This is a genomic window from Idiomarina piscisalsi, assembly GCF_003987095.1.
GTDB lineage: Bacteria > Pseudomonadota > Gammaproteobacteria > Enterobacterales > Alteromonadaceae > Idiomarina > Idiomarina piscisalsi.
Map to the genome: position 1 here is coordinate 771,221 of NZ_PIQA01000001.1, position 24,002 is coordinate 795,222.

General features: G+C 43.7%; 34 protein-coding genes. 7 read left to right on the plus strand and 27 right to left on the minus strand.

Going from position 1 to position 24,002, the window contains the following annotated elements; genetic code table 11:
• Positions 1–36: 36 nt before the first annotated feature.
• From CWI73_RS03810 to CWI73_RS03855, 10 genes are all read right to left on the minus strand, one after another.
• The gene (locus CWI73_RS03810) at positions 37–945 is read right to left on the minus strand and encodes a phage tail tube protein (protein WP_126751617.1); all 909 of its coding nucleotides are present in this window, start codon (positions 943–945) and stop codon (positions 37–39) included.
• Positions 946–976: 31 nt separating this feature from the next.
• Complete coding sequence (locus CWI73_RS03815) at positions 977–1,366, minus strand: HK97 gp10 family phage protein (protein WP_126751618.1); 390 nt, start codon at positions 1,364–1,366, stop codon at positions 977–979.
• Positions 1,359–1,730, minus strand: a complete 372-nt coding sequence (locus CWI73_RS03820; protein WP_126751619.1) for a hypothetical protein — start codon at positions 1,728–1,730, stop codon at positions 1,359–1,361. The genes CWI73_RS03815 and CWI73_RS03820 overlap by 8 nt, the downstream gene beginning before the upstream one ends.
• Positions 1,730–2,086, minus strand: a complete 357-nt coding sequence (locus CWI73_RS03825) for a hypothetical protein (protein WP_126751620.1) — start codon at positions 2,084–2,086, stop codon at positions 1,730–1,732. Before CWI73_RS03825 ends, CWI73_RS03820 begins: the two co-directional genes overlap by 1 nt.
• Positions 2,087–2,530: a DnaT-like ssDNA-binding protein gene (locus CWI73_RS03830; protein ID WP_126751621.1), complete on the minus strand. Its 444-nt coding sequence runs from the start codon at positions 2,528–2,530 to the stop codon at positions 2,087–2,089.
• A 258-nt stretch (positions 2,531–2,788) separates the two neighbouring features.
• Positions 2,789–3,784 (minus strand): hypothetical protein, encoded by a 996-nt coding sequence (locus tag CWI73_RS03835; protein WP_126751622.1) that lies wholly within the window; start codon positions 3,782–3,784, stop codon positions 2,789–2,791.
• Between the two features lie 129 nt (positions 3,785–3,913).
• Positions 3,914–4,621, minus strand: a complete 708-nt coding sequence (locus CWI73_RS03840) for a hypothetical protein (RefSeq protein WP_126751623.1) — start codon at positions 4,619–4,621, stop codon at positions 3,914–3,916.
• A 119-nt stretch (positions 4,622–4,740) separates the two neighbouring features.
• On the minus strand, positions 4,741–5,733 hold the full coding sequence (locus CWI73_RS03845; RefSeq protein ID WP_126751624.1) for a minor capsid protein: 993 nt from the start codon (positions 5,731–5,733) through the stop codon (positions 4,741–4,743).
• Between the two features lies 1 nt (position 5,734).
• Positions 5,735–7,129, minus strand: coding sequence for a DUF4055 domain-containing protein (locus CWI73_RS03850; protein WP_126751625.1), 1,395 nt, complete (start codon positions 7,127–7,129; stop codon positions 5,735–5,737).
• Between the two features lie 450 nt (positions 7,130–7,579).
• Positions 7,580–9,049, minus strand: a complete 1,470-nt coding sequence (locus CWI73_RS03855) for a phage terminase large subunit (RefSeq protein WP_126751626.1) — start codon at positions 9,047–9,049, stop codon at positions 7,580–7,582.
• Positions 9,050–9,249: 200 nt separating this feature from the next.
• Between CWI73_RS03855 and CWI73_RS03860 the strand changes: the two genes are divergently transcribed.
• A complete protein-coding gene (locus CWI73_RS03860) occupies positions 9,250–9,705 on the plus strand; it encodes a hypothetical protein (RefSeq protein WP_126751627.1) in 456 nt (151 codons plus the stop codon).
• Between the two features lie 160 nt (positions 9,706–9,865).
• On the opposite strand, the gene CWI73_RS12495 is transcribed toward CWI73_RS03860, so the two are convergent.
• The 14 genes from CWI73_RS12495 to CWI73_RS03920 form a co-directional block, all read right to left on the minus strand.
• On the minus strand, positions 9,866–10,030 hold the full coding sequence (locus tag CWI73_RS12495; protein WP_157980625.1) for a hypothetical protein: 165 nt from the start codon (positions 10,028–10,030) through the stop codon (positions 9,866–9,868).
• 131 nt (positions 10,031–10,161) lie between these two features.
• Complete coding sequence (locus tag CWI73_RS03865) at positions 10,162–10,347, minus strand: hypothetical protein (protein WP_126751628.1); 186 nt, start codon at positions 10,345–10,347, stop codon at positions 10,162–10,164.
• Positions 10,340–10,876, minus strand: a complete 537-nt coding sequence (locus CWI73_RS03870) for a hypothetical protein (protein ID WP_126751629.1) — start codon at positions 10,874–10,876, stop codon at positions 10,340–10,342. Before CWI73_RS03870 ends, CWI73_RS03865 begins: the two co-directional genes overlap by 8 nt.
• A gap of 58 nt (positions 10,877–10,934) precedes the next feature.
• Complete coding sequence (locus CWI73_RS03875) at positions 10,935–11,261, minus strand: hypothetical protein (protein ID WP_126751630.1); 327 nt, start codon at positions 11,259–11,261, stop codon at positions 10,935–10,937.
• 56 nt (positions 11,262–11,317) lie between these two features.
• Positions 11,318–11,446, minus strand: coding sequence for a hypothetical protein (locus CWI73_RS12625; RefSeq protein WP_275046251.1), 129 nt, complete (start codon positions 11,444–11,446; stop codon positions 11,318–11,320).
• A gap of 156 nt (positions 11,447–11,602) precedes the next feature.
• Complete coding sequence (locus CWI73_RS03880) at positions 11,603–11,896, minus strand: hypothetical protein (RefSeq protein WP_126751631.1); 294 nt, start codon at positions 11,894–11,896, stop codon at positions 11,603–11,605.
• A gap of 49 nt (positions 11,897–11,945) precedes the next feature.
• Positions 11,946–12,344, minus strand: coding sequence for a hypothetical protein (locus CWI73_RS03885; RefSeq protein ID WP_126751632.1), 399 nt, complete (start codon positions 12,342–12,344; stop codon positions 11,946–11,948).
• Between the two features lie 55 nt (positions 12,345–12,399).
• The gene (locus CWI73_RS03890; protein ID WP_126751633.1) at positions 12,400–12,765 is read right to left on the minus strand and encodes a hypothetical protein; all 366 of its coding nucleotides are present in this window, start codon (positions 12,763–12,765) and stop codon (positions 12,400–12,402) included.
• On the minus strand, positions 12,765–13,073 hold the full coding sequence (locus CWI73_RS03895) for a hypothetical protein (protein WP_126751634.1): 309 nt from the start codon (positions 13,071–13,073) through the stop codon (positions 12,765–12,767). The genes CWI73_RS03890 and CWI73_RS03895 overlap by 1 nt, the downstream gene beginning before the upstream one ends.
• A gap of 192 nt (positions 13,074–13,265) precedes the next feature.
• Positions 13,266–13,751, minus strand: a complete 486-nt coding sequence (locus CWI73_RS03900; protein ID WP_126751635.1) for a helix-turn-helix domain-containing protein — start codon at positions 13,749–13,751, stop codon at positions 13,266–13,268.
• 56 nt (positions 13,752–13,807) lie between these two features.
• On the minus strand, positions 13,808–14,191 hold the full coding sequence (locus CWI73_RS03905) for a hypothetical protein (protein WP_126751636.1): 384 nt from the start codon (positions 14,189–14,191) through the stop codon (positions 13,808–13,810).
• Positions 14,176–14,583: a putative PDDEXK endonuclease gene (locus CWI73_RS03910; protein WP_126751637.1), complete on the minus strand. Its 408-nt coding sequence runs from the start codon at positions 14,581–14,583 to the stop codon at positions 14,176–14,178. Before CWI73_RS03910 ends, CWI73_RS03905 begins: the two co-directional genes overlap by 16 nt.
• Positions 14,583–15,029 (minus strand): hypothetical protein, encoded by a 447-nt coding sequence (locus CWI73_RS03915; RefSeq protein WP_126751638.1) that lies wholly within the window; start codon positions 15,027–15,029, stop codon positions 14,583–14,585. Before CWI73_RS03915 ends, CWI73_RS03910 begins: the two co-directional genes overlap by 1 nt.
• A gap of 444 nt (positions 15,030–15,473) precedes the next feature.
• Positions 15,474–16,130, minus strand: coding sequence for a helix-turn-helix domain-containing protein (locus CWI73_RS03920; protein WP_126751639.1), 657 nt, complete (start codon positions 16,128–16,130; stop codon positions 15,474–15,476).
• 122 nt (positions 16,131–16,252) lie between these two features.
• Here CWI73_RS03920 and CWI73_RS03925 point away from each other — a divergent pair, with 122 nt between their 5' ends.
• The 4 genes from CWI73_RS03925 (at position 16,253) to CWI73_RS03940 (ending at position 19,944) form a co-directional block, all read left to right on the plus strand.
• The gene (locus tag CWI73_RS03925; RefSeq protein WP_126751640.1) at positions 16,253–17,116 is read left to right on the plus strand and encodes a hypothetical protein; all 864 of its coding nucleotides are present in this window, start codon (positions 16,253–16,255) and stop codon (positions 17,114–17,116) included.
• A gap of 121 nt (positions 17,117–17,237) precedes the next feature.
• Entirely contained in the window at positions 17,238–18,626 is a 1,389-nt protein-coding gene (locus CWI73_RS03930) for a replicative DNA helicase (protein ID WP_126751641.1), read from the plus strand.
• A 56-nt stretch (positions 18,627–18,682) separates the two neighbouring features.
• The gene (locus CWI73_RS03935; protein ID WP_126751642.1) at positions 18,683–19,528 is read left to right on the plus strand and encodes a hypothetical protein; all 846 of its coding nucleotides are present in this window, start codon (positions 18,683–18,685) and stop codon (positions 19,526–19,528) included.
• 110 nt (positions 19,529–19,638) lie between these two features.
• Positions 19,639–19,944 carry a hypothetical protein gene (locus CWI73_RS03940; RefSeq protein ID WP_126751643.1) on the plus strand — a complete coding sequence of 102 codons (306 nt, stop codon included), beginning with the start codon at positions 19,639–19,641 and terminating at the stop codon, positions 19,942–19,944.
• Here the strand turns inward: CWI73_RS03940 and CWI73_RS03945 are convergent, their stop codons facing one another.
• Positions 19,945–20,319, minus strand: coding sequence for a hypothetical protein (locus CWI73_RS03945; RefSeq protein ID WP_126751644.1), 375 nt, complete (start codon positions 20,317–20,319; stop codon positions 19,945–19,947).
• A gap of 430 nt (positions 20,320–20,749) precedes the next feature.
• Between CWI73_RS03945 and yciH the strand changes: the two genes are divergently transcribed.
• Entirely contained in the window at positions 20,750–21,100 is a 351-nt protein-coding gene (gene yciH, locus CWI73_RS03950) for a stress response translation initiation inhibitor YciH (protein WP_126751645.1), read from the plus strand.
• Here yciH and CWI73_RS03955 read toward each other — a convergent pair.
• Together CWI73_RS03955 and CWI73_RS03960 are read right to left on the minus strand one after the other, a co-directional pair.
• Positions 21,081–22,751, minus strand: a complete 1,671-nt coding sequence (locus CWI73_RS03955) for a PP2C family protein-serine/threonine phosphatase (RefSeq protein WP_126751646.1) — start codon at positions 22,749–22,751, stop codon at positions 21,081–21,083. The two genes, yciH and CWI73_RS03955, sit on opposite strands and share 20 nt — an antisense overlap.
• Complete coding sequence (locus CWI73_RS03960; RefSeq protein ID WP_100691794.1) at positions 22,751–23,056, minus strand: STAS domain-containing protein; 306 nt, start codon at positions 23,054–23,056, stop codon at positions 22,751–22,753. Before CWI73_RS03960 ends, CWI73_RS03955 begins: the two co-directional genes overlap by 1 nt.
• Positions 23,057–23,157: 101 nt before the next feature.
• Between CWI73_RS03960 and CWI73_RS03965 the strand changes: the two genes are divergently transcribed.
• A complete protein-coding gene (locus CWI73_RS03965; protein ID WP_126751647.1) occupies positions 23,158–23,955 on the plus strand; it encodes a response regulator in 798 nt (265 codons plus the stop codon).
• The last annotated feature ends 47 nt before the right edge of the window (positions 23,956–24,002 follow it).

Genomic DNA, 24,002 nt, shown 5'->3' on the forward strand with positions numbered 1-24,002 from the left:
CGCCCGGATGGGCGCCAGGGGTTTGATGGGTGGTGATTACAGCTTGGTGATGCGAAGTGTTTTACCGCTCGCAGGGTCGCGAAGTGCGGTGAACTGAATGTTCTCAACCAAATCCTGGTTTTTACCGCCGGCAACACGCTCTGAACTGTCGATCTTCACAGACAGCAACTCAATCTTGTATCCAGCACCGGTGCTGTCAGTGACGTCAAATGAAATCAGGAAGCGATCGCGGTTTTTCAGTGCATTGAAGATAGTGTGGTCTTTGAAGTAGACGACAGCCTGGCCAGTCACTGTAAAGGTACCATTACCAACGCCGACTGAACCCAGCTCACCAACAGCTGCTGCTTCACGCAAGTTGTTATTGATGTCAATCGACAGCGACTGAGTGAACGTTCCGGAGAAACCTGAAATGTTCGCCACGTTAGTAGACGCAGTCATTACTGCAGTCGAGGTAGGGGCGGCAGGCGAAGTCGCAACCGGAGTGGTCGAAGTTTCAGTATTCTTGCCGATAAATCCAAAAGCACCAGAAATCTTCTGTTTAGCTTCAACAGAGAGACTCATCGTGTTCGGCGCCATACCTTTATACTGCTCGTAAGCGTTGTCGGTTAGCTTCTTCTCAATGCTGTAGAACTGCTGAGTGTCGCCGTTTTCTATAATGCCGGTCGCTTCATCAAAAGACGACTGCATAACGCCCTCTAACAGAGTATCGAACGTATCATTTGAGAATTCGAAGTTGATGTCGCCGGCCGAGCTAAAGCCGACCAAAATCTTATCAATCATCTGTCGGTCAGAGATGATTTCATCTGACTCGACGGTCTCAGCTGAGAAGTTCAAAGACTCAGAAGTAAAGCGCAGAGTTTGCCAGCTTGGATCGACTGGCAACACACCAAACGAATCTTCTTTAGCTAAAAACAGGCCCGTTGTTGATGTAGAGTTAATAGACATTCCTTGTCTCCTACTTTATGAATTGAGTGGGTTATTTAAATCGTTTTCGAGCATTCTTCTTTGCTTGCAATATGGCGAGATTCAGAACACCTTTTGGCGCCTGCTTAGACCATCCATTTTCTAAGCGAAGCGCATACGGCAAGCTGTTTGAAACGTAGACTGTACTCTTGTAAGTGATATCGATGTCGGACTCGTTGTAAGCCCTGGGTTCGTATGACTTCTGGTCTTTATCTTCAACACTCTGGTCAAAGCTATCGACTCCAATTCGCCAAGATGCTCTGAAGCGTCCTGAGTCGACCGGAGAGCCGATAATAGCGTTTCGGTAGACATCGAGAGCTACTATCTTGATTCGACGCTCTACTTCTTCATCTACGAGTTTTAATGCACTGTCTAGCGGTACTGTGAATACTGATCTAGCCATAAAAATAAAACTCGAATCTAACTACTAGCGAATAATACTTGTCTTCAATACCGCCTCGCTGAACCGTCGTATCTTCGATAACGACATCGCTAATCCGGTCGCCGATGAAGCTGATAAGATTGTCAGCAAGGTCGTAAGCACGCTTTGAGCCTTTGTGTTTTTCAGTGAAAACCTGGCAAGTAATAAAACCGGTGTAGAGCTTTAAAGTTGAACCGATGTCCGCATCTTCGATGACAGGGCCAATTACAGTTGGTCGAATAAACTCAGGGGCGTCGTCGCCGCGAAGATTGTCGAGAACTACCGGGCACTGATTGAATTCAAGAAAACGCTTTTCGATAGATGTGTTAATTGCTGATACGCTCATTACACACCTCTCAAATGGATCTCTACATAACTGCCGCTGGAATGCTTTCTAAGCTTTGCTATTTCGTATTCTTTGCCGTCAATTTCGCAAATAAAGCTCTTATCGACTGACGCCGGAAAATCACCGGATTCGCAATATGCAATTGCTGACAAGTTATCGTAGAGTCCGTTGCTGTCATCCAGGTCTTCTACGTCGATTAAGATACCAGCTCCTACTTCCGGGTTTTCTCCATCGGTATAACCGGTGTCAGGGTCGTATGAACCGGTTTGATCTTTGAAGACAATGTCGACTGAGAGAGATGAAAACATCTCGAAGAGTAGCTCGACTGAAGCGTCCATTAACTGTTTAACGTCCATTTAGCACCTCACTACATCAAGAGTCTGAGAGGTCTGGGTTGCCGGCAAGACGTAAGGCTTTATTAGCTCGAAGATGTCCTTTTCTAAAAATGGGTATTCTTCAGATACCTTAGAAGAGCTAGAATCAACCTCAATCTCCATCGGCCCTAACTTCACCCGCTTGGCTTTTTGCGGGGTATCAGTCTTATTGACGCCCTGCAGTATCTTGAAAGCAAGCTCGTAGCACGCCCACAAGACACGATTATGAATAGTGGCATCGCCGTTTCGTGGAAACTCGTGCTGCTGTTCAGGAGATGTTTTAGCGCCTTTATATCTCACTAAATCAAGCAATCGAGAAGCTTGGGTAAGTGCCTTCTCTTTGTCTTCAATAGTCGCGTTCGACCAGACATCAGTATTGAACTGAGTCGCAAAATAGTCGTCTGCATTGCTAACTGATGAATACATTACTTACCCTGCCTCTCGATTGCTGACTTAATACGTGACTCCTTTTCTTTCTTTGTCATTAGCTTTGCTGACAAGAAAGCAGTTAGAACCATTAAGATACCGAGCACCGCGCCGAATAGGCCGAGTGTGAATCGAAGTAATTTGCGCGGTAAATCGAAAATAAAAGTGAACATCCTTGTTCCTCATTCATCCTTGGTTTTAATGGTGGGTGAAGAGCCCGGAGGAGGCGGGCCGGGCTCTTCTATTGCTAAACCGCCGTTAGGCAGTTTTTGCAATCAAGCGAACGATCGGAACGTTCTTAGCGTCGAACTTACGAGTGAAGGCACCGAATCCAGCCAGTTCATCGTTGTTAGGCTGAGAGCCTGCGAAGTCGCCGGTCCAAGCGCAGCCATTAGGGTGGATAATGTGCTGAGAGCGTGTGACGATGGTGTCTTTACCGCCATCTTCACGCGCATTACGCTCAGTTTCGATTGAGTGCTTAGGAGAGAACTGACCGAAACGCAGTGCTCCAGGGGCCATCAAATACGATACGTAAGTATCGGCTGCGATCTTAGGCAGGCTGTCGTCGGTTACAACGAATCTGCCTTCAAACAAGGTAAATCGGATGTTGTTCTTCTCATCGACGTACTCATCCAGCTTCTCGTTTTTACGCAAGAAACGCTCAACTGCAGAGTGGCACACGAAGATACTAAGCTTATCTTCATTGTCGCCAAGCTTTCCGGCGGCATCGATTACTGCGTGGCGCGTATAACGCTTACCGGCAGAAGTCGAAGCGCTAGTCAAATCAAGACTATGCTCTTGTTGCATTACAGTCTGAGTGCCTTGGTCATCCGCGTCATTGAAAAGACCGGAAAGGGTCGCTAGAGCTGATGCTTGGTAAAACTTACCCCATTTTTCGCCGAGGTAGTTTGCTGCAAGAGATAGAGGGTCGCGACCGGTAGCTGCGCGAACCAAGTCAGTCTGACCGAAAGAATACGCACGGCTCAGAGTGACAGAGCGAGTGGTTGCAGAGCCCAACGAATTCACAGGAATCGTCTGCCCTTCTTGGATGCCAACGTCTTCACCGGGCAGTTCGTTAATAAACGGCACCTGCTGTTCGCCAGTCATCTTTGCTTTTTCGTCATATTCAGCATCACGCATAATGGCGCCAGATGCAAAAAGCTTGTTGCCCGAATTAACTCGGTCCATTGCAAGATTCCAGACCTCGAAACGTGCGTTTACCAGATCTTGCATATTCACGGTTTTAGTAGTCATAGATAGACACTCCTTGTCTTATGAACATTTTTTGTGGGTTAAATTTAAGAGATAACCGGCACGTTGCGTGCCGGATTGAGCTCTTGGAGGTGTGAAATTTTGGCGCCGAGCGTGAGTTTTTTTTTGGGGTTATGCTTCAGTCTTTAGACGTTCTGCTAACTGCGGGTTTTCGCGCTCTAAACGCTTTTGTTCTGTTAAGTTGTAAGTATCTTTTGCGTAAGGATTTTCGCTGACACCGTTTTGTCTTTGCTGAGTCTTAGCTCCACCGCCTTCATTTGCGGGTGCATCGATAAAGTTTTGGCCGGCGTCTGTATCAGCCCAAGATTTTACGAACGAATTGAAGTCAAGCGTTTGACCGCTTTCATCTTTGACGGCAAGCTTCATTACGCCATCGTCGCCTTGGATTACTTCAACTGAATCGCGGAACATCGCTTTAGCTGCTTGAAGAAAATGCGGGTTCTTGACGCCAATCTCAGTTAACGCTTCAGTAAGCCCGGACTCTTTAACGTGCTTCTGAACGTATTGCGTCTGCTCTTCCAGCTTCTTCTGAAGCTTCTCAGTTTTAGACTTTCGCTCGCTTTGCTCAAGCTCTAGCAACTTCTTATAGTTGCCCTGCTCTACCGCGCTCTCTTTCGAAATCTCGTTCATTTCTTGCTCTAAAGTCTCAGTGCGGTCCTGGTAGTCTTTGACTTTACCCAATAACTCACTATTCTTTGACTTCAAGCCTGAAACTTCTGACTCAACACGTTGCTTTACAACGTCTTCGGTTAATTCTGATACTAATGCTTTGCCGGCTTCATCGCTCGACAAAAACTCTTTAATTTGTTCAATATCCATCTTAGACCTCGTCCTTGCGCCTAGCGCTTTTGATGGTGAAATGTGGGTGTCGAGTTATCCTTAACTCTTGCCTTTAATTATAACATAAATCCGATTATTTTGTGTCAAGCTAATCTGTTTTATAGATTGTAGATTTGTCGAAGCTGATTGATTGTGTATTCTTTTCCAGAGTTATCGATAAACTGATCGAGTCGTAGTTTTCGATTAATGAATAAGTCGCCTTTCGTTCGACCTAAGACATCATAAATAAAGTCTTTATCTTGGCGCCTTAGCCAACTCTCGTAAGTCGTATTAGCGTCAACCGGACCATCTATCGATGCCCTCTTGCCGTCAAGCTGACGGTCTTGTGCAAACATAGGTATTAGAGTTGAACGGCAGCGGTAGTGAGCAGGCAACTTAGGTGCATTAACCAAGTCGTACTCTTTACCATCACGGCTCCGGCAAACGGCAGTCGTCCGGCCATCCAGAACGGCGACATATCGAACCCGGTCAACTACATCAGTATTCGCACGATATAAGCTCATCCGAGCTTCATTAGAGATGGCGTTAGCGGCAGTCAGAACCGTAGTCTTAATGTCTTTACGATACTTGCCAGCAAGCCCACTAACACCCCGCTTCGATTGTCGACCAACTACTTTGCGAACAATCTCGTCTGTCGTCAGGTCGTCTTCAATGCCCTGGATAATAGTCGAACGAACAGAACGCCAGTGGGCCGTCCGCATTGTCTCGAATAGCTCTTTAGCAGTCTTGCTGCCAAGTTGTGGAGCCGCTGCTATAGCTGCAGCTGACGGCATTGATAGGTTCGCTGCAACTTTTGCTGACAAGACCTTTGAATTGAATTCAACCTCGGTCTCTGCGAGCACCTGAAGCTCATCGAGATAGATATTCAAAGCAGTATTGAATTCAACGTCGAACAGGTCTTTAAGCGCACTCAAAAGAGGCTGAGCATTACGAGTTCTTACGGCGTCGTAATACATTGCTTTCAATGTTTTACTGGTCTTGCCATCAAGCTCAGATAATGCTTTTAAAACCCTGCTAGATAACCCCCCACCGAACCTTTGAACGTAGATCGAATGCTTGACGACAATGTCGAAGACGTCTTGCTGATTCATCTTAGATAACCTCGGATTCGATCATCTCTTTAGCGTCATCAGAGCTCGTTTCGTTGTCGGCAATTTCACCTTTCTGAAGATTTTTCCAGAGCGTATCGAACGGCATTGCGCCTGCCTGGTGTGCCGCCACTAGCTCTTTTAATAGCTGCGGAGACATAGTCTTAGGCAGGAAGTCAGTGTTTAGCTTGAAAGCAACGTCAGATGCGTTAGCTCCAGACCATTCAGCTAACTCTTTTAACGCCCGGGTTAATACGGCTGAAGCACGGTTGCCAATGTCGCCCAGAGTTGCGTGCTCGCCCTGTCGGCGAATCATCTCTGTTTCAGCTGTCTCAGCCGCTTTCTTCTCAGATGCTAAGAAACGGGCGCCGAGGTTGGCCATTGACTCTTTCTTGTTCGCAAGGATATTACGCAACTCCGGAATCGATTTACCCTCGATCTCCATGTATTGCAATTTTGCGTCTTTGTCAGCAAGAAGATGGGCTTTTGCCGGGCCTATTGTGAAGCCATTAGGAAAGTCGGTATCTGCATTAACGCCGGAGGCGTAAGGCGTTGGCATAGTTGAATAAAAAGCCGCACGCTCAAGGTCTGCGTTCGTCAGATAGTGCGATAAATTCATATCGACTAAATCTAAAAGAGGTGGCTTGCTGACAATGCCCGGAGCAGAGCCATCAGCGTTGCAAATATAAAAAGGAATGTATTTTAGTGGCTGACCATTTCGCTTCGGAGTACGAGCGTCATAAACGATCCACTGACCCTCTTTATCTTCGCGCCAGATGCGAACTAAATAGTTGCCATTCTCGTCGATTGATAACGAGCGGTATTGGGTTTTCGTCTTGACGTCAAATTCGTTGTCTTCAATGACGTTGTAAGACTCTTCAAGAACGATAAACTTAGCTTTACCGCCTTCAAAATGCCAATTAGTTATCCTCTCTGTGGGGTAGCAAGCCAGGTATGGTTTTAAGCCGCTCTGCCTTGCTTGAGCAAGCGTAAATCCAGCAGTAGAACCCTCGAAGTCGACCAACACTCCAGCTCGGCCTGTATCAATTATTTCTTTCGCAAAATCAGCTGCGAATGAAGTCAGATCGGTACCTTGGCCATCAACGTCGTCTTTGACGTACTCGATCGCTGTTGGCAATTCGAAGCGGGGTTGCTTTCTGAATAATAGACCTAAGTATGTGTCCTCTGAGCGGCCGGTACCATTAAAGAACGCGGAGCGTGCCAACATCTTTCGGTATGACTCAAGGCCTTTTTCAGTATTGAGATCCATACCGTCGAGCGCGGGTAGGTATGTAGTTCCGGCTTCGTGAACTGAGCGTTGGCCATCGATCACGTCTCGACACTTCTTCCAAGTCGCCCAATTATATTTATATTGTGAGTGCTGCTTATTTACTGACATAGAGAATCCATCCGTGGATCTGGTGCGGCAACTCCGTTGCCTTGAAGGTGTTTGAGTGGTGAAATGTTCTGGTGTGTTGATGCTGTTTATTATATCAAAACAGTGAAAATCTCGTGTATTCAAAACCTCGCGCACGAAGTGCGCAAAAGCGAACGTAGAGAGCAAAGAAACAACAAAATAACCGTGTTATTAATTTGTTAATAGAATGGCACTATCTTCTCTTATTTCCTTCTCTTTCTTAGTGGTATGCGCGAAATATACCGGTCCATATATAAAACGCTTGAAAGCCCCGAAAACACTGTTTAAATGTAAGATTATTTAGTGAAAATCCAAATCAAATAAGGATCATTTAAGGATTAAATTTCTCTTAAATCCGCTTGTTTTCGCACTAAATAATCATATAATTTGTTTTTCAGATTGAATTCAATTAAACCTAATCGTAAAAACCGATTACATAAGACCGCTTGTTTTGACTGTTTTGGACTGCGGCCCTCGCATTTTGAGAATCTTATATCTCAACGCATCGGCATTGTGGTCTTCTGACTTTTTAATATCGTCCGGCTGATTTGTATCACGCTCAAGCGTCGGCAGGACTCGAATCAAGTCAGTGCATCGATCGCAAATAATCAACCAGGGTTTCGAGTCATCTAATTCTGTTGTCGCTTTCATCATCTCGCGCATTAACTGCCAGCCTAACTCACGGCCGCCAGCCTTCTTAACTTCAGTCCAATTACAACCGGCCTTCTGCATCTCTTTTGCGTAGCTATTGCCTGCGCCCAAGTTATTATAAATCTGCGTATCCGCCGGCCCCGGCTTGACTTCAATGCCGCCAACCCGCTCCATTTTTTTCTCGCGATCCATAATGCCTTTACCGACATCGAAAGCTGCAAGATTCAGGCCTTCGTTTGGCTTGCCATTAGAGCCATACCACTCATCAAAGACCATCAGAGACCCTCTGGGTGGCGTCACATCTTTGCCGTCAATCTCAACGGTCTTATCTCCGTCGAGCTCAGCGTGCCATAGAACCGCAAATGGGCTAGTAGACCCCCAATCGAATGACCGGTCGAGCTTAAGTCCGTTAAACCAGGAGTACTCAGGCGACTTGATGACAATCTTCTTGCGGTCAAAGACGTCTTCGAACATACCGCCGGCGACGATATCCCAAGAACCGCTCAACCAGGCCTTCTTTTGCCACTCTGGCATATCGGACGCTAAAAGCTTTTGAGCGTAGTCGTCGCCAAGGTATTTATTGTCAGCAAGCAACGAAGGTATAAACATCCTGCGAATCGTCGCGGTCTTGCCGTCAAACTTAATCTCTTTAGTTATGACCGTATTTTCTGGGCCTGGGTCAATAAAGCGAGTTTTAAGAACGTGATGGCCAGGTCCGCCAGGGTTTGCTGTCAAAAGAAAGACGGACGGAAAACCCCATTTATTACGAAGACGAGAATAGAGCTTATCGATTTGAGCAAACTCAGCAGTATTGAACTGCCCTGCCTCGTCAATTGCTATGAACGTGTATTGCTTACCCTGATGCTTTTTAAAAGAGCGCTCATCCTTAATGTGTGCGAATTTAATCTTATGCCCTTGCGGAAAGACTAGAACTCGCTTCTGAGCGTGCCAGACAGCCCCTATCTTCTCGAATACCATCCTGGCGTCATCAATCAGCTCATCGAGACCTTCAAGATCGAAACGACACACTAAACCGTTAGCTGCAGCGTCCTCGTGTCCACGCTTAGCACTAATCGCATCGCAGATATCGATATGCTGCATCCATTTAATTAGGATACTGAAAGACTTACCGCCCCCGAGAGCGCCGCCATATAAAATCTGGTCGACGTTCGTAGGAGCAGTACATAAAGTCGTCTGGGGCCCTTCTTGAGGCGCTATCAGTACTTCTCTTTCAAAGTTATTTTTCGACATATCCTTGTCTTCAATGCAAAACAACCGCTTCCTGCGATTTTACTATGAGTTTTATTTTTTGAATTCAATGTTTACTTTTTACAATTCGTTACGCTACAATATACTTAGAAGGTCAGAAAACACAGGCCTTCCGTTGTACCTCCATGTATTAGCCGCTCCGTAGAACGAGCGGCTTTTTCTTGTCAGCAAGGAGATGAAAGGTGAGCGAACGAAACCCGCGCAAATACTTCAAGAAGATGTCTCTCGAAGACTATCGAAAGTTAATTAAAGATGAGCGAACTGCGCACAGTCGAATGTCTGAAATCCGTCGCAAGCATCTCGAGCGCAGGCTGATGTTTCAAGAGCGAGCCGAGTGGCGAAGAGAGCGTGATAATTACCGTTTTCTTGAAGACAATTACAAACCAATAATTCAGGATTCGGTCGTCATAATCACTGAACTCAACTCACTTGAATTCAAGGACTTTCCTGAGTTCTACCACGCTGCGATTAAGCATTTAAACGCAGTCGTTGCTGACAAGAGAAGAGAGCCGAAAGTTAGAGCAAGCGCGATGATTGCACTTGGGCGTAGTAGTTATTTCAACTTGCAAGCAAGGGCGATGTTTAAAGTGATGTATGCTATAGATTACGCACGAGAGACCTCTAAGGGCCTTGAATAGTACAATTATAGCGTAACGAGGGTTATTTGGTTGCTGGCAAAGAAAAACCCGGCATTGCGCCGGGCTGGAAATTCAAAATGATAAAATATGAGGGTCATCAAGCCTCATATTTCTATTATAACAAAATGGTGTTTATTTTTGTTGCAAGCACTCGAGTGCATTAAAGCCTTTCCGACTCTTCGCAAGCTTCTTTCGCTTCGAGATAGTATTGATAGAATCGAGCCCGTTCTTGGTTTCGCTTGACCGGGTCGAAGTAATCGAGCGTTGTCATTGTGATGTTGTATGAGTAGTTGCCGTAGTCTTGGCCTTTGAATTCAATGATCATTGCGGTGTCTCCTTATCGATAACACCTCGATCATTATATCGACAACTCAACTAATATGTTAATAATTATTGCGCTATTGCAATAAAAAGCCCCGGGCATTGCCCGGGGCCAGTGTTTGGATGGGTAGATGCTTAATAGCGCTCCATCAGCGGCGGTAGCTGTCTTCGACCTGGATTGCGTATCTGAGCAGTCCTCATCATCTTGTTAGCAAGCTCACGAGTCATTCCAAAGCGAATTATTAAGTCGTGAATAGTTGCGCTCTTGTAGTGCTTTTGAAGCCAATAGCGAGCTTTGCAGCGGGTCTTGTTGTCAATCATCGTCTTCATCCTCATTTCGAGTGTCTAAAGCGATTACCGCCTTGATTGCTGTCAAAGCATTTTCTGATACACTCAAACGCTCTCTAAGCTTGTAGAGTTCCTCGCTTTGACAGTTAACTTTTCCGCTTAAAATCAAAGACTCTTGCTTAAAATGAGCCAACTCCTTCTCTTGCTCTTCGAACATTCTGCTAACACGACGATTCTCTAGCTCAAGATTTCGCATCTTATTGTCGTCAAAGTTCACTGAGACACCAGACTCTGTTTGATTGAAGCTAAACTGACGCTTATCGAGCTCTTTTTGAAGACGAGAGTTCTCTTTCCTTGCTAGCAATAAAGCCATCCGCATCTCTGCGTCGCTAAGCTCATCAATGCTTTTAGACTGAAGTTCTAACTCTATCTGCTTAATAGCCTGCTCTTCAGTCAAGCCTTCCTTATCCATCAACTCTTTGTTTAGCACCAACTTGTTAGCAAAGAGCTTGTAAGAGCTGTCGAGCATATTCGAGTATTCGATTTGTAATTCAGTGTTCATAATTGCCTCCGTGCAAATTATTGAATTCAAGGCCGCTAAGATATGCGGCCCTTATTGACTAGTCGATAAAATCCATAAAAGATATTACTTCATCCATTTCCGTGTGTGTTCCAGAGTCCGATATTGACTTCAAGGCATCGAGAGAGATGAAAAAGTATTCTCTTTTGTTGAAGAGTCCATCACTAGCAATATCGACAACAAAATAGTAATCATCGAAGTAATCGAATCCGCCAATAATACGCAGGTCTTCATGGTTTAACTTAAGAAGTTTAATTAAACACTGAATGTAGTACCGACTTCTTTCTGAATACTTAACTCCTTTACTCATATCAAATAAAGTTTTTTTTAAATTCTCTATTAACGTGAATCGTTCCTTTAAATTCATAAAACACCTCCTTGTGTTCAAGTTAAAGCCGCCACCCTGGCGGCAAGTCATTGCTATCAACCAAACCGGGCGAAGCCGGCAATCATTGCGAACAAGAAGAACAGTAGCATTACGCCAATTGCTCCGAAGAAAAGCCCGAATATCGAGCTTGTGATGTTCCAGATTTTGTCTTTTGCTTTAGCCATATCAGCACCTCCTTGTGCTTGCTAACAACACACATATCAACCACTGTTGATATATACAGTATAACACGCAACTGGTTAAATAGTCTCCATTGAATTCAAAAATAAATAACCCTATAAAACGACGAAAGCCCCGATAATTCGGGGCTTTCTATTCAACTAGGCTTTTGTTGATTCGTTTTCAATTCTTGAAAACAAGGACCTGATTGCGTCGCTGTTGTTAGTGAGTACATCGACGAAGTTAATCTTTTCGTACACTGTGAAGAAGCGATTCGATATGAGTGCGCAAACTTCGATCTCACCGCCCTCGTCATCAACCTCTCTGAGATTCACTGCGACGATATGATAGCTACTGCCATCTTCTTTCGTCATTGAATTCAAAGCCAGCTCAATACCTTTTCGAGACATCTCAGCGAGAGAAGTATTCTTAATGTCGTTGTTTAAGTTATCCATAACTACCTCCGTGTTTAAAATAAGCCGGCCACCAGGCCGGCGATTGTTATTACTGATGAATATGACGAACTGATGTTGCGTTGATAGTGTTTGCTACTCGTGCATCAAGATCTCTTTCAGCCCGCGCTGCTTCAATCGCTTTGATGTACTCTTCAACTTTATGATTAACAGTATTGCTAGCAATATCTTTAACCACACTATCAATTCTGCGAGGACCGACGAAGTATTGATTTAAGTGCGATAATTTTTCAACGTTAAATCCAGTTGCCTGAACTCCATACTCTGTGTGCTTGATGCAGAAACCCACCTTATGATCTTTAAAAAGATTATCTTCATTGCTAACAACGACTTGAATAGCAGTTAAGTACTTATCAGCAAGCTCAAAGTCTTTTAGATGAGCTTTTAGATTGTCGAGATGTTGTAAGAAGTACTGTAATTCATTGTTCATAATTGCCTCCGTTTCGTTTTTAAAACCGGCCATCCTTGGCCGGCGGTTCTTGTTTTCAAACTCTAAGCTCTCGCAAGACACGAGTGCTAAAGCTTTCAACAATCTCTTTCCATCCGAACCTCTTGCTCTTGACGACAAGAAAGCCGTCGCTTAAAAGATTCAGGATGTCGTCATCAGTAATTGATGACAGTCCATATTTTGATTTCTTGCTTGCAAGTTCGGCAGCTGCAGCAAACGATGCATCATTAAATCGAACCTCCAACCCATTCTCGAAACTTGCCTTCCACTTACAGTATCCAGTTTCTTCGATCTGGGCTTTCTGAAGACCTTTATCTTGAAAGCAATCAAATACCATTTCGCAGTTATCACGATCGATATCTGAGCGACATAAGAAATTGAAGTCAAAAGTTGCAGTATTCATTACAGCACCTCCAAATCTTCAGTTTCTACACCAGCTTTCTGAGCAACTTTTCTAGCATTTTCTTTTCGATTGAATTCAATCACTCGAAGAGCTGCATCAAGTATCCGCGATGCAAGTACATCATCGCTCGTATCCTGTGCGTCTGTGAAGCAGATATTGATTACTCTCTTGTCAGCAAAGTCGTCTATTACCGACGCTTCTACGTACAAAGCGGTAGATTGCTGAGTTGTGTTTTTGCTTGCTCGCAAGACTGAGATATTGAAGTCTTGAGTAAGCTGATGAGCTTTTTGTTGAAGTTCTGTTTTCATAGTGCACCTCCTGTGCTTGCTTTCAAAGATGCGCCACCCTGGCGCCCAATACATTACTGTATATATAAACAGTATAGCGTGACTAAACCCTGTTTGTCTTGATTGAATTTTAAATTTTATAACCGTATAGAAAATAGAAAACCCGGCGTGTGCCGGGCTTTAAAAGGTTAGATTACCAACTGATCCGACCAGTTAATCAGTATCTAAGTCATCAGGCAGCGGTATGTTCGATGTGTAGAGCTTTTGATTTGTGTTGACGTCAAGTTTTTCCGGACTGTCGATACCCAGCAGCTTGCGCCTGCTTTCGTTAATCTTGATACCGCGATCTAAAGCTTGATAGCGAATCTTTCGGTCTTCTTGAGAGAAGTCTGGTGCTACTTTTGAGTACATATATTCGAGTTCAAGTAAGCTTTGGTCGAGAAGCTTGTCAGCAAGTTCGTGACGACGTTCAAATGAGCCTTCGTACTCTTCGTCTATCCATTTGCGCACAGTCTCGTGAGAGACGCCCAGGGCCTTGCCAATTGCCCGCAAGTTCATACCCTGCAAGCGCAATTCTAATGCCTGTTCCTTTTGGTCTTCACGCTTTAAATCATTAGCTGCGCGTTTGCCTTTTAGCCTCGCAGGCTTTTTGTTTGCTCTAGATTTAAGCTCTTTTTGTTCTGTTGCTTTTTTAGTCATTAGTCAACCTTCCTTGTTGTCAATGAGTAAGAGTGTTTTGGAGTTATGCGGGGTAATTAGTTGTAGCGCTTGAATTCAACGATTTCGCAGCGAACCTGTAGTTGTTTTTGCGAGCAAGTGAGTCGAGGTGTATCGATGCCCGGGGCAATAAAATGCGGGTCCGGCTTAAGGCCTTTTGAGTGAAGTTTTTCGGTAAGATAATCGACGCAAACATCGTGTTCTTCGAGTTGCTCGAGATAATGTCGAACTGCGAATTTAAGCGCTGGTTTTAATCTGTAAAAACTAGGGTCGTAATCCAGATCCTCAGATTTAGGTTTTGATGTAGTTGGTGTGAGCGACTGATAGTCGCTTTCGAAATACTTCTTACGTATCTCAGCAGCTGTTGCAGCTTTAAACGCCCTGTCTTTGATTTCTAGAGCTAGTTTTACGCACTTAAGCATTCCTTAGCTCCTAAACCCTGATAAAGCCGGCAGAAGGCTTCTAGGCTTATTTCAGCAGTTGAATCGAATGCGCAAATGCCCGAGTCTTGAGTTGCTATGAAGTTGATCGGAACAATGAATTTCCAGGGCCGGCGGCTTTGACGATAAGCCAATACCGGTGCTTTCTCATCGATCTCTGCTTGTTCGCAAGTTTGCCCCCACCAAGTCTTTAACGCTAATGTTTCGTGTCTTTTGACTTCAAGAGAGACGTGTTCGAGATCGACAGTGTCAGCGCCGCCATTTCGAGTTTGTTCTAAGTTGCGTGTGATTTCCTGGCCCAGGATCTCTGAAAGCTTTTTAAACAACTCACGCTCAGCTGCCGCGCCCTTATTTCTACTCCTACGTCCGCTCATTACGCTACCCTCGCGTTAGCAGTTTTAAAAAGAAGTTCGGGTGTGCTTTCGCTATACTTCTCGATGAAGTTCAGAAGCTTCTGTTCGAGCTGGACTGAATTAAGCCCAGTTTTGTAGCAGTAGTCTTGAATTGCAGGGTGAACTCGAAGCATTCGATAGAAAGACAAAACATCTACTTCGCACAACATCAAGTGTTCTAAAGTGAAAGTTGAAAGCAGGTATCGAGCTGAAGAGAAGGTAGTCTTCTCTGCTTTAACGATACGCTTAAATGCGTCTTTTTTACTACCATTCTCAATACGCTGCTTAACTCGACGCTCAGCATCGAGATCTCGAATTGCTGTTTTTACTGAATTGGTGAAAAGTTTGAATAAGCGCTGTGCCGACTTCTCGTTAATAGTCTCACGCTCATCAACTTTATTAATTAAGAATTCCTCGATCGTCTTCATTTTAATTACTCCGCAAATCCATTTGCATATGAAGTAATTATAACATAACCGGACTTATCCGGTCTTCATTGAAATAAAAATTAAATAACCATATAAAATAAAAACCATACGATTATTTAGTGGAAAATCAAGCGGATTTAAGGAAAATTTAAGCCTTATTTTTTTCTTAAATGATTAGGAATCTCACTAAATAATTATATAGTTTGGCGGTATTTAGCGAGCTTCAGAAGAATTATATATGGTTCGGTATATTTCGCGCATACCCCTAAGAAAGAGAAAGAAAAATAGAAACTAAATTAACAGTATTTTAACAAACTGAGTTTTTGAAAAAATGGCGTCTTTTTGTTTTTCTTACTGAGCATTTCGCTACGCTCAATGCGAGTGTTTTGAAGTGAAGAATCCAGCCACATCTCTAATCAAAAACCTCGTGAGCGAAGCGAACCATCAGATCACGTTCGGCTCAATGAAGTTAGACTTCACTATCATAGCGTCTACGTAAGCTTTTTTATCTATTAACTCTTTCCGCGAATAGCTCTCACCGCCCTCTAAGATGACCACTTCTCTATCAAGCCGCCCAGCCATAGCTACCCGCTCTACCATCTTCATTCCGTCATCAAGGAAAATCACAGATCCAGCTTCAATATCAAAGCTCGTATGAACGCCAGACTCTGGACTTCTCTGGGTCGACTGAATGCGCTTGAAGACTATTGCGTCATAAGCTCTTGCTCGCCCAAAACTTTCTTCGACTTGAATAATTAAATCATCTTCATCAACTTCAATTTCTGCTTTGCCAACCCCGGCCCCGCTAATATTTTTTATCTCAGTATCAATGAATGATTCAGAAACGCCTGGCAATAATTCACGCAGCCCCGGATCAATATCGATCGGATTAACTAATAAAGACTTCGCACATCTTAAAGCTATCTCAATAGTTATTTTTCGATCGCCAGTTAATATGCGCGAAAGATTGCCAGGGCTCTGATAACACTTCTCAGCGACTTGCGCCTGCGTCATATTCCATTGATCGATGCGCATCTTAATTATCCGCTTTAAATTCTTCAGCGCTTTTTCTTGATTAATTTCGAACTTATTGTTTGACATAGAAATTAAATTCTTTTTTGCGTGCAAATAACTTCAGATCAGTGATAAGATCTGAAATGTGGTTTTCAATTGTAAAACCCCGAAGATAAGGATAGTAGAATACGCTTGGAGGCGCAACAACTATGAGTAAAACAACAGAAAGATTCGCGAAAGTATCTCTCACTTTCTTCAACAGCGAACTCAACCAGAAAATCTTAAAGACAGCAGGACTGCAGGGGTACGCTCTTGCGATGTACCTGCTAACAAACAACTATAGCCAGAACATCGGGCTCTACACTATCTCACTCGCACACATCGCAGACGATATGAAGATAGAAGTCGATGAAGCTCGGAAGCTCTTGAACAAGCTTATTGAAGTCAACTTCTGCGAATTCGATAAAAAGGCTAACGTGATCTGGGTTAAGCCGGCCCTGGAAATGTCCTACGGCCCTTCATTGCACGCAAAATCCAACGCTGCAGCGTCAGCACTACGTCAATTCCAGAACGTCGCTGACAGTGTTTTGAAAGCTCGGTTCTACAAAGCGAATAAGCATTCTTACCACTTAGTAAATCAAGACGCTAAGAAGTCAGCTGAAGCACTTGAGCGCAAGCTTGCTGACAAGCCGGTGGAAGACGAAATCACTGCAACCGAGGTTGCCACCCTCTTTAAGCGTTTGAAGGGCTCAGGAGCGCGTCTAGGCAAGCGTATTAAAGCAGAGATTACTGATGCGCTGGATATGTACGCTTTCACTTGTCAGCAAGTCGAGAGAGTCGTTCAAAACTCGGAGTCTCTGAGTGATGTTGCTGATGGTTTAAGCGCGATTGCTGACAAGTATTCTGATGTTGAAAGCAAGAGTGTTGGTGTTGAAGTCAAGAAAGAAGATCGCCCTGATATCACTAAAACGGCTAGTAAAATGGACGAAAAGCCAGTAGTTAAAAAGTCGGAAAAATCAGGTCGTGCTGAAAATTATCGCAGTAAAGTAGCAAGTTTACGTGATTTAATATGATTATTTATTTTTAATTTCAACGGAGACAACTCGTTGTTTTTGTTGATATAATTAAAAGTGTGAGAGCAAGGATTGCTTCACGAAATGGAGAGCAACTAAAAACGAAAAAGGAGCGTTCGTTATGATTAATCAAGAATCAATTCTAAAAGCAGAAAAGCAACTGATTGGTTGCGCACTTCTAAACTCTACAATCGTTGAAAAAGACTTCGGCTTGGGTATCTCTGATAATGCTACTGAGATCGACGACATTAAGCTTTCGTTTGCTTGGAAAGCGATTGTCGATTTAGTAAGCCAGGGCAAGTTCGTTGATAAAGACTCAGTTAAAAGACACGCGCTATATCTAGGTAGCGATCTACTGCCGGACTTCGAGTTTGATAGCTTATTTGATGAGTGTATTGCACTTGTTGAAGACACTAAAGCAGTTAGAAACATCGCTGAGCGTGTAAAAGAAGGTTATATCATAAGTCGAGTCAGAAGAAACTCCGATCTAGTATCTCAAGCTGCTTACGACAGCGGTATGAACATTGAAGAGAAGATCGCCAAGATCGAATCTATCAGTCAGATTGAATTCAATGATGAATCAACTCAAGAAACGACTATTACGTTAAGAGACTCAACGTCGAAGCTTATCGACCGCATTATGAAAGCCGCTGATGGTGAGACTATGGGCGTTTCTACCGGCTTTAGCGACTTAGACGATATGTTGGGTTCGGGTTTAGAACCGGGCGAACTTTATATTATCGCGGCTCGCCCAGGAATGGGTAAAACAACGCTTTCTTTAGACGTTGCACGAGCTGTATCTGAAGCGGGTAAAAAGACATTCTATGCATCTGTTGAAATGCCTGAAACTCAATTAGCGCTGAAAATGTTGGCAGCAAATTCTGGTGTAGAGTTCGGCAAAATCAAGAAAGGTCAGCTCAATGATGATGAGTTCACAAGCTTAGAAGCGGCAATCGCTAAACAGAAGAAATACGACCAACATTTCAATGTGTGTATCGATAATCATCTTGAAGCAATTGTCAGCAAAGCGCGTCGTCAAAAACGTAAAGATGGATTAGATATTATCTTTGTCGACTACCTGCAGCTGCTTCAGACATATAAAAACTTCGGTGGAAACAGAACGCTTGAAGTGTCTCATATCTCAAACTCTCTGAAAGCGTTAGCTAAAGAGCTGGATGTTCCGGTAGTAGCACTTTCACAGTTAAACCGTGGGCTTGAGACTCGTAATGACCCGCGCCCGAAAAACTCTGATTTGAGAGATTCAGGTTCGATTGAGCAAGACGCTACGGCAATTATCTTTATTCATCGTGATGAAGTGTATAAACACGATTCACCGCTTAAGGGGTTCGCAGAGTTCATTATCGGCAAAAACCGACACGGCGAGACTGGAACTATCATTGCAAAAAGCAGACTTGAATACTCTGAGTTTGTCGAGATTGATGTTCGAGACTTAGATCACTTAACAGACGCTTGTAAGCAAGCAAAAATCAGTGCTCATAACGTAGCCTAAGACGTTATACCCGGCCCCAAGGATTGGGGCCTCTCATAAGCATATGGAGGTGCAAAATGAGTGTAGTAGCAGTAAGAACTATTAGCTTAGATCTGGCTTTAAACAACCTGGGCTTTGCTGTCATCGATTATGTGTCGGATGGTGAAGATATCGCAGCATACGTTCAGAAAGCCGGGCAAGTCAGCTTTGGACATATCAACTATTCGAAGTTCGGGTATATGAACTTGAATCATCTTCATCGTGCTCGAATGTTGATCACATTCTTGCGCAAGCTTATTGAAGAGTACGAGCCAGAGTTCCTGATCACTGAATTGCCGGTCGGCTTCCGTCCTTATTACAAGTATCGAAACATAGCTGAAAACGCAGGCAAGAAGGCTTTGAAGTTGCACATTGATGCGAAGGCTAAGGGTCAGTCAAAAGAAGAGTTCGCTGACGCCTTTAAAAAGCTTTACCGCGAAGAATTCGGTCGTCAATCAGACGCTGAGAGCTTCATTAAAAACGCGGACGCAACAAGCCATAGTTTTGGTGTAGTGACGGGCATCATCTCAACAATGCTTGATATCAAAGTGCTGACGCTTAACCCACGAGACTGCAAAGATTCTTCGCTTGTCGGCAAGCACGAGAAAGCGAAAGAAGACATCGTTATCCAGGCGCTACTGAACGCCCATCACGCTGGCTTTGGGTATCAGCACACGCACGATGACGACATCGATCTTCTTGTCGACAAGCAAGAGCACGCAGCTGATGCTGTAATGCTTGGACTATCGATTGAAAGACTAGCAGACCGAAAAAAGCAGGCTCTTAACAGCTTCATCAAGCCACTTTTAAGCGGTAGAGCGTTCAACCCTCACGATGTTAGTAAGTCGGTACCAGACGTCTCTGACTGCTTACTATCTCATTAATCTACCCCCCCCCTAACCTATCGATGCCGGGCTATATGTCCGGCATTTTACTTTTGATATTTATATTGTACTATATATAACTTAAATTATCAAATGTAAAAGGTGCTGGAATGTACGTCATTGCTGAAGTTTTGATAGATTTTTGCGACGAGAGCCAGGAGTATTTCATTGAAAAAGGAACGAATATTCCTGCCAAGATCTTATGCTGCGTTCACGACTACAATATGCTGAAACTCGGTATCGACAGTTGCAAGCAAGATGAAGATATCGATCTGGACGCTTGCGTTATCTTCACGACAAAACAAGCGTACTTAATGATGAACAGTAAAAACATCAATATAGCGATTGATGAAGTGTGCTTTCTGAAGTGCTGGCGATTTGATAATGAGTTGCCAGCAAGTGAGACTAAGCATTAATTAGAAAGCATCTGGAAAATATATTTTAATTAGTAGCGATAACGAAGAAAGTGCAAAAAGGCCCAGCGATATCATTACTGTTATTCTGAAGTTTCTCGCTTGAGAGCGTCGAGATAGTTCATCGTAGAGTAAGTTTAAGCGAGAAGGTTGATAATCACGCTTCGTCAAAATGGGCCACTTGTCGGCAGTCTTTATGGTAGAAATAGCTTGCTGATTGTAAAGCTTTGTAGCAATGTATACTTCTTGCTCTATTGACTTTTTAGAACGCTTGTTTAGCATTTTAGACCAAGCAGCACGATAAAAAATAATTGCATCAGCGACATCTATTTCTCCTTTTTCATTTTCGCTGATCTTTATATCCATTTCATCCTTCATATTTTCTCCTTTTGACGTATACCAAACAGGGCATTTGGTATACAGCTCACTTATAATAACCTTACTTACTGATTTTTATAGATTTTTTATTTTATAAAATCAAGCTGTCTACTAAATATGTCTACCATCGTTAGATCTGTTCATTTTTTAATCTATTCGCATATTTATTCACATACTTATTCAATCGAAAAAGAAGATTAAAAAACACCCATCTAATTCAATTGTTGAATTTTATGTTTTTGGGCGATTCCAGTATAAATATGCTTATTATATAGCTTGAATTAGTTTTATGACTTTAGTCGACAAAACTATAAGTTTTCTTTTCAATGTCTACCATTTCTACCATATTTTAGTAGACAACAGTTATAAGATAACAAATATAAAATATGGTAAACTCGCCTACAGCACTTGTTTTTAAAGGTTTCTTACGATGGCATCTAGATCCAACGACTCGCTTAAAGATCAACTCAGCCAAATGGTATATTCGACAGACTCAGGCCGTATTGAGCCTGACGAGGAGCCTGAGCAGATACCAGAAGGCGACGGTGTAGTAAGGCTAAAAAGGGAAACCAAAGGCCGCAAAGGTAAAGGAGTTACTATTGTGACCGGCCTTGCGTTACCAAAAGATGAATTGAAAAAGTTTGCGAAGAAGCTAAAACAGCAATGTGGTGTTGGTGGTTCAGTAAAAGACTATGACATTGAACTGCAGGGTGACCAGCGCGACAGTATTGAAGCTTATCTAAAAGCGGAAGGTTACAAAGTTAAGCGATCGGGAGGTTAAGGTCGTACTCAATGTATAAGCATTGACCTTTGTCTTTCCATTCATAATAGCGGGAAAAGTTTTTAATCAGCTGCATACCTCGACCGTGCATTTTTTCTTCATCCAATACCGGAGAAAACTCATCAGCCGGATACCCGTTTTCTCCGTTTGACCGAATGCCAAAACAAATCAGGCTATCAACGGGTTGGTAGTTAACATCAATCGATACCTCAATGTTTTCAAGGCTACCAAGACGTCGTTCTCGTTCTGCATAATAGCGTTCAAACCCTTCATTTTCTTCCTTCACATCGGAGTTCAACCGTAAAAGATTGTGCTCCAAAATATTATTAAACGCTTCCGCTAATAATAAGTACAGCGTTGTTTTATGGGCTTTTATCCCTTCCAGGTGCGATAATGAATCGACAAGCCGGGTCACAGGATCTTCCCCTACAATATTTTTTTCGCTGAGTCGTACTTTCAACTCAAAAGGAAGGTGAGTGATAGAATGGTCGTCTTTTTTAACGGGCAGTTGAGTCGGTTCACAACTGACAACAATTAATGAAATATCGTCACTTTGCTCAGTGCCCTTCTGAAAGCTCTCGAGCGAGTTCACCAACTGGTCAAACTGTTTTTTACTGCCAAACTGTTTTAGCTTTTTTTCAAAACCACTCTCGTTAAGGCGCTGCCCCTGGGTGTTCGTCATCTCAATAACGCCGTCAGTATACGCAACCAACCGTTGCCCGGGTTCGATAAAACAGTGACTCAACGAGCTATTAAATTCTTCTGGTGGCAAAATACCTAACGCCAGGTGCTCTGACGGCAAGCGGTAAGTGACTCGTCCATTGTTATCAATAAAAAGTGCGTCCGGAATGCCTCCGTTCCAATAGCTAAGGCGGTCGCCCCCTGCTGATAGCTCTGCGACAAATGCTGCACAAAACATGTCGTCAGGTAACAATTTTACCAGCCGCCGATTAAACTCTTTGACCATGGTCGCGACCGACAACCCTCTCTCAGCCAAATCGAAAAACGTCTGCGCAACCGGCAGTGCCCCAGTTGCTGGCGCCAAGCCATGACCGGTAAAGTCACCGACAAAAATATAGTAATTTCCTAAGGGGCCCCCTTTTGACAGAACCAAGTCACCATTAAATTCGGTTGCCGGCGATAAATAGGTTTGCAGAAAATCGAACCTCAGTTCATTTTCTAACAGTGCGTTGCTTAGCATGTGGCTCACCACATTTTGCTCACGCTCCATACGGTTGGAGTGATAAGCCAGTACTTCATTCTTTTCTTTCAGCTTAAAGCTCAATTCTCGCACGCGTGCGTGAGCATTTAGCTTAGCCTGTAAAACAATAGGCTCTGGCGGCGTACTGATAAAGTCATCGCCGCCCGCATCCAGGCATTCTAAAAGCGTTTTCTGATCATCAAGTGCAGTAATAAACAGCACAGGAAGATGAATTTCACCACTTAACTGTTTTAAGTGTTTTGCGGTTGTAAGGCCGTCCATGACCGGCATCATGACATCAAGTAATACAATGTCAGCGCCCTTATGACTGAAAAGCTCCAGCGCTTGCATACCGTTTGCCGCGCAGCTTACATTGTGTCCAAAACGCTCAATAAGCCCCTTTAGCATGACCCTATTGGCGGCCTGATCATCAACGACGAGTACGTGCATTAGGCGATAGTAAACATCTTTTCAAAACGGGATATATCCAGAATACGACGAACATCGGGCTTGGCATTTATCAACTGAATGCCTTTGACACTATTACCCAGAGACTTTCGCATATTGAGTAGCATACCTAACGCCGAGCTGTCCAAGTATTCGGTTTCTCTCAAGTCAATAATTACAGTCGGCTGAGAATCGCCAATGTGGCTATAAGCCTGACGAAACTCTTGCACCAAACTAAAATCAAACTTCCCCTGAATGGCAATAATCAGTTGTTTGCCATCATTTGAAAACTCGCGACTGACGCTCATAGGTACCCCTCTTTTTTCATGAGCCTAACACAATTTTATGATTGAGTTTATTGCCTGAATACCCTAATCTTTGCTACATCATAAACTCATTTTGACCGATTATGGCGATAGCCTTCGACGAACTCCGAATTTTGCTCATCGAGCCTTCCGATGTGCAGCGTAAAGTCATTACCCAACACCTTAATCAGGCAGGTATCCAACATACCCGAGGCGCTTCTACTATAGCGGAAGCCAAAGAAGAAATCCTGCGTTGGCAGCCTGATATCGTAACGAGCGCCATGTACTTCGAAGATGGTACGGCGCATGAGCTTATTCAGTTCATTAACCGAAACGATCTTCATGACACCTTGCATTTTATGCTGGTATCGTCTGAACACCGAGCCGACCAGCTCGAACAGTTTAAGCAGGCCGGTATTATAGCCATATTGCCTAAACCTTTTACACCCGAGCAATTACAACGGGCTATCACCGCTACTATGGACTTAATGGAGCCAGAATTACTCCACCTAGAGCTGTATGACATAGAAGACTTACGGGTGCTTATTGTTGATGACAGCCTGACTTCGCGTCATGTATTACGTCGCGTGTTTGAAAACCTGGGCGTTGAAATATTTGTTGAAGCCGAAAACGGTCAACAAGCCATTGATATATTGGAAGAACATCAATTCGACTTAATTGTCACCGATTTCAATATGCCGGAAATGAATGGTCGTGAATTAACACAATATATTCGCAACAGTTCAGCGCATGCACACACTCCTGTACTGATGGTGACAGCGCGCGCCAATGAACCACAGCTGGCAAACGTCAAACAAAGCGGCGTCGATGCTCTGACTGACAAACCCTTTGAGCCGGCAGCCATACGCGGCTTAATCTCGCGTTTACTTGACCAACAGTAACCCATAAAAAGAAAGCCCCTGACGCTTTATCACGCCAGGGGCCTTTT

Coding starts and splice junctions, on each gene's coding strand:
- CWI73_RS03810 (WP_126751617.1), bottom strand. CDS start 945: ATGTCTATTAACTCTACATCAACAACGGGCCTGTTTTTAGCTAAAGAA.
- CWI73_RS03815 (WP_126751618.1), bottom strand. CDS start 1,366: ATGGCTAGATCAGTATTCACAGTACCGCTAGACAGTGCATTAAAACTC.
- CWI73_RS03820 (WP_126751619.1), bottom strand. CDS start 1,730: ATGAGCGTATCAGCAATTAACACATCTATCGAAAAGCGTTTTCTTGAA.
- CWI73_RS03825 (WP_126751620.1), bottom strand. CDS start 2,086: ATGGACGTTAAACAGTTAATGGACGCTTCAGTCGAGCTACTCTTCGAG.
- CWI73_RS03830 (WP_126751621.1), bottom strand. CDS start 2,530: ATGTATTCATCAGTTAGCAATGCAGACGACTATTTTGCGACTCAGTTC.
- CWI73_RS03835 (WP_126751622.1), bottom strand. CDS start 3,784: ATGACTACTAAAACCGTGAATATGCAAGATCTGGTAAACGCACGTTTC.
- CWI73_RS03840 (WP_126751623.1), bottom strand. CDS start 4,621: ATGGATATTGAACAAATTAAAGAGTTTTTGTCGAGCGATGAAGCCGGC.
- CWI73_RS03845 (WP_126751624.1), bottom strand. CDS start 5,733: ATGAATCAGCAAGACGTCTTCGACATTGTCGTCAAGCATTCGATCTAC.
- CWI73_RS03850 (WP_126751625.1), bottom strand. CDS start 7,129: ATGTCAGTAAATAAGCAGCACTCACAATATAAATATAATTGGGCGACT.
- CWI73_RS03855 (WP_126751626.1), bottom strand. CDS start 9,049: ATGTCGAAAAATAACTTTGAAAGAGAAGTACTGATAGCGCCTCAAGAA.
- CWI73_RS12495 (WP_157980625.1), bottom strand. CDS start 10,030: ATGATCATTGAATTCAAAGGCCAAGACTACGGCAACTACTCATACAAC.
- CWI73_RS03865 (WP_126751628.1), bottom strand. CDS start 10,347: ATGATTGACAACAAGACCCGCTGCAAAGCTCGCTATTGGCTTCAAAAG.
- CWI73_RS03870 (WP_126751629.1), bottom strand. CDS start 10,876: ATGAACACTGAATTACAAATCGAATACTCGAATATGCTCGACAGCTCT.
- CWI73_RS03875 (WP_126751630.1), bottom strand. CDS start 11,261: ATGAATTTAAAGGAACGATTCACGTTAATAGAGAATTTAAAAAAAACT.
- CWI73_RS12625 (WP_275046251.1), bottom strand. CDS start 11,446: ATGGCTAAAGCAAAAGACAAAATCTGGAACATCACAAGCTCGATATTC.
- CWI73_RS03880 (WP_126751631.1), bottom strand. CDS start 11,896: ATGGATAACTTAAACAACGACATTAAGAATACTTCTCTCGCTGAGATG.
- CWI73_RS03885 (WP_126751632.1), bottom strand. CDS start 12,344: ATGAACAATGAATTACAGTACTTCTTACAACATCTCGACAATCTAAAA.
- CWI73_RS03890 (WP_126751633.1), bottom strand. CDS start 12,765: ATGAATACTGCAACTTTTGACTTCAATTTCTTATGTCGCTCAGATATC.
- CWI73_RS03895 (WP_126751634.1), bottom strand. CDS start 13,073: ATGAAAACAGAACTTCAACAAAAAGCTCATCAGCTTACTCAAGACTTC.
- CWI73_RS03900 (WP_126751635.1), bottom strand. CDS start 13,751: ATGACTAAAAAAGCAACAGAACAAAAAGAGCTTAAATCTAGAGCAAAC.
- CWI73_RS03905 (WP_126751636.1), bottom strand. CDS start 14,191: ATGCTTAAGTGCGTAAAACTAGCTCTAGAAATCAAAGACAGGGCGTTT.
- CWI73_RS03910 (WP_126751637.1), bottom strand. CDS start 14,583: ATGAGCGGACGTAGGAGTAGAAATAAGGGCGCGGCAGCTGAGCGTGAG.
- CWI73_RS03915 (WP_126751638.1), bottom strand. CDS start 15,029: ATGAAGACGATCGAGGAATTCTTAATTAATAAAGTTGATGAGCGTGAG.
- CWI73_RS03920 (WP_126751639.1), bottom strand. CDS start 16,130: ATGTCAAACAATAAGTTCGAAATTAATCAAGAAAAAGCGCTGAAGAAT.
- CWI73_RS03925 (WP_126751640.1), top strand. CDS start 16,253: ATGAGTAAAACAACAGAAAGATTCGCGAAAGTATCTCTCACTTTCTTC.
- CWI73_RS03930 (WP_126751641.1), top strand. CDS start 17,238: ATGATTAATCAAGAATCAATTCTAAAAGCAGAAAAGCAACTGATTGGT.
- CWI73_RS03935 (WP_126751642.1), top strand. CDS start 18,683: ATGAGTGTAGTAGCAGTAAGAACTATTAGCTTAGATCTGGCTTTAAAC.
- CWI73_RS03940 (WP_126751643.1), top strand. CDS start 19,639: ATGTACGTCATTGCTGAAGTTTTGATAGATTTTTGCGACGAGAGCCAG.
- CWI73_RS03945 (WP_126751644.1), bottom strand. CDS start 20,319: ATGAAGGATGAAATGGATATAAAGATCAGCGAAAATGAAAAAGGAGAA.
- yciH (WP_126751645.1), top strand. CDS start 20,750: ATGGCATCTAGATCCAACGACTCGCTTAAAGATCAACTCAGCCAAATG.
- CWI73_RS03955 (WP_126751646.1), bottom strand. CDS start 22,751: ATGCACGTACTCGTCGTTGATGATCAGGCCGCCAATAGGGTCATGCTA.
- CWI73_RS03960 (WP_100691794.1), bottom strand. CDS start 23,056: ATGAGCGTCAGTCGCGAGTTTTCAAATGATGGCAAACAACTGATTATT.
- CWI73_RS03965 (WP_126751647.1), top strand. CDS start 23,158: ATGGCGATAGCCTTCGACGAACTCCGAATTTTGCTCATCGAGCCTTCC.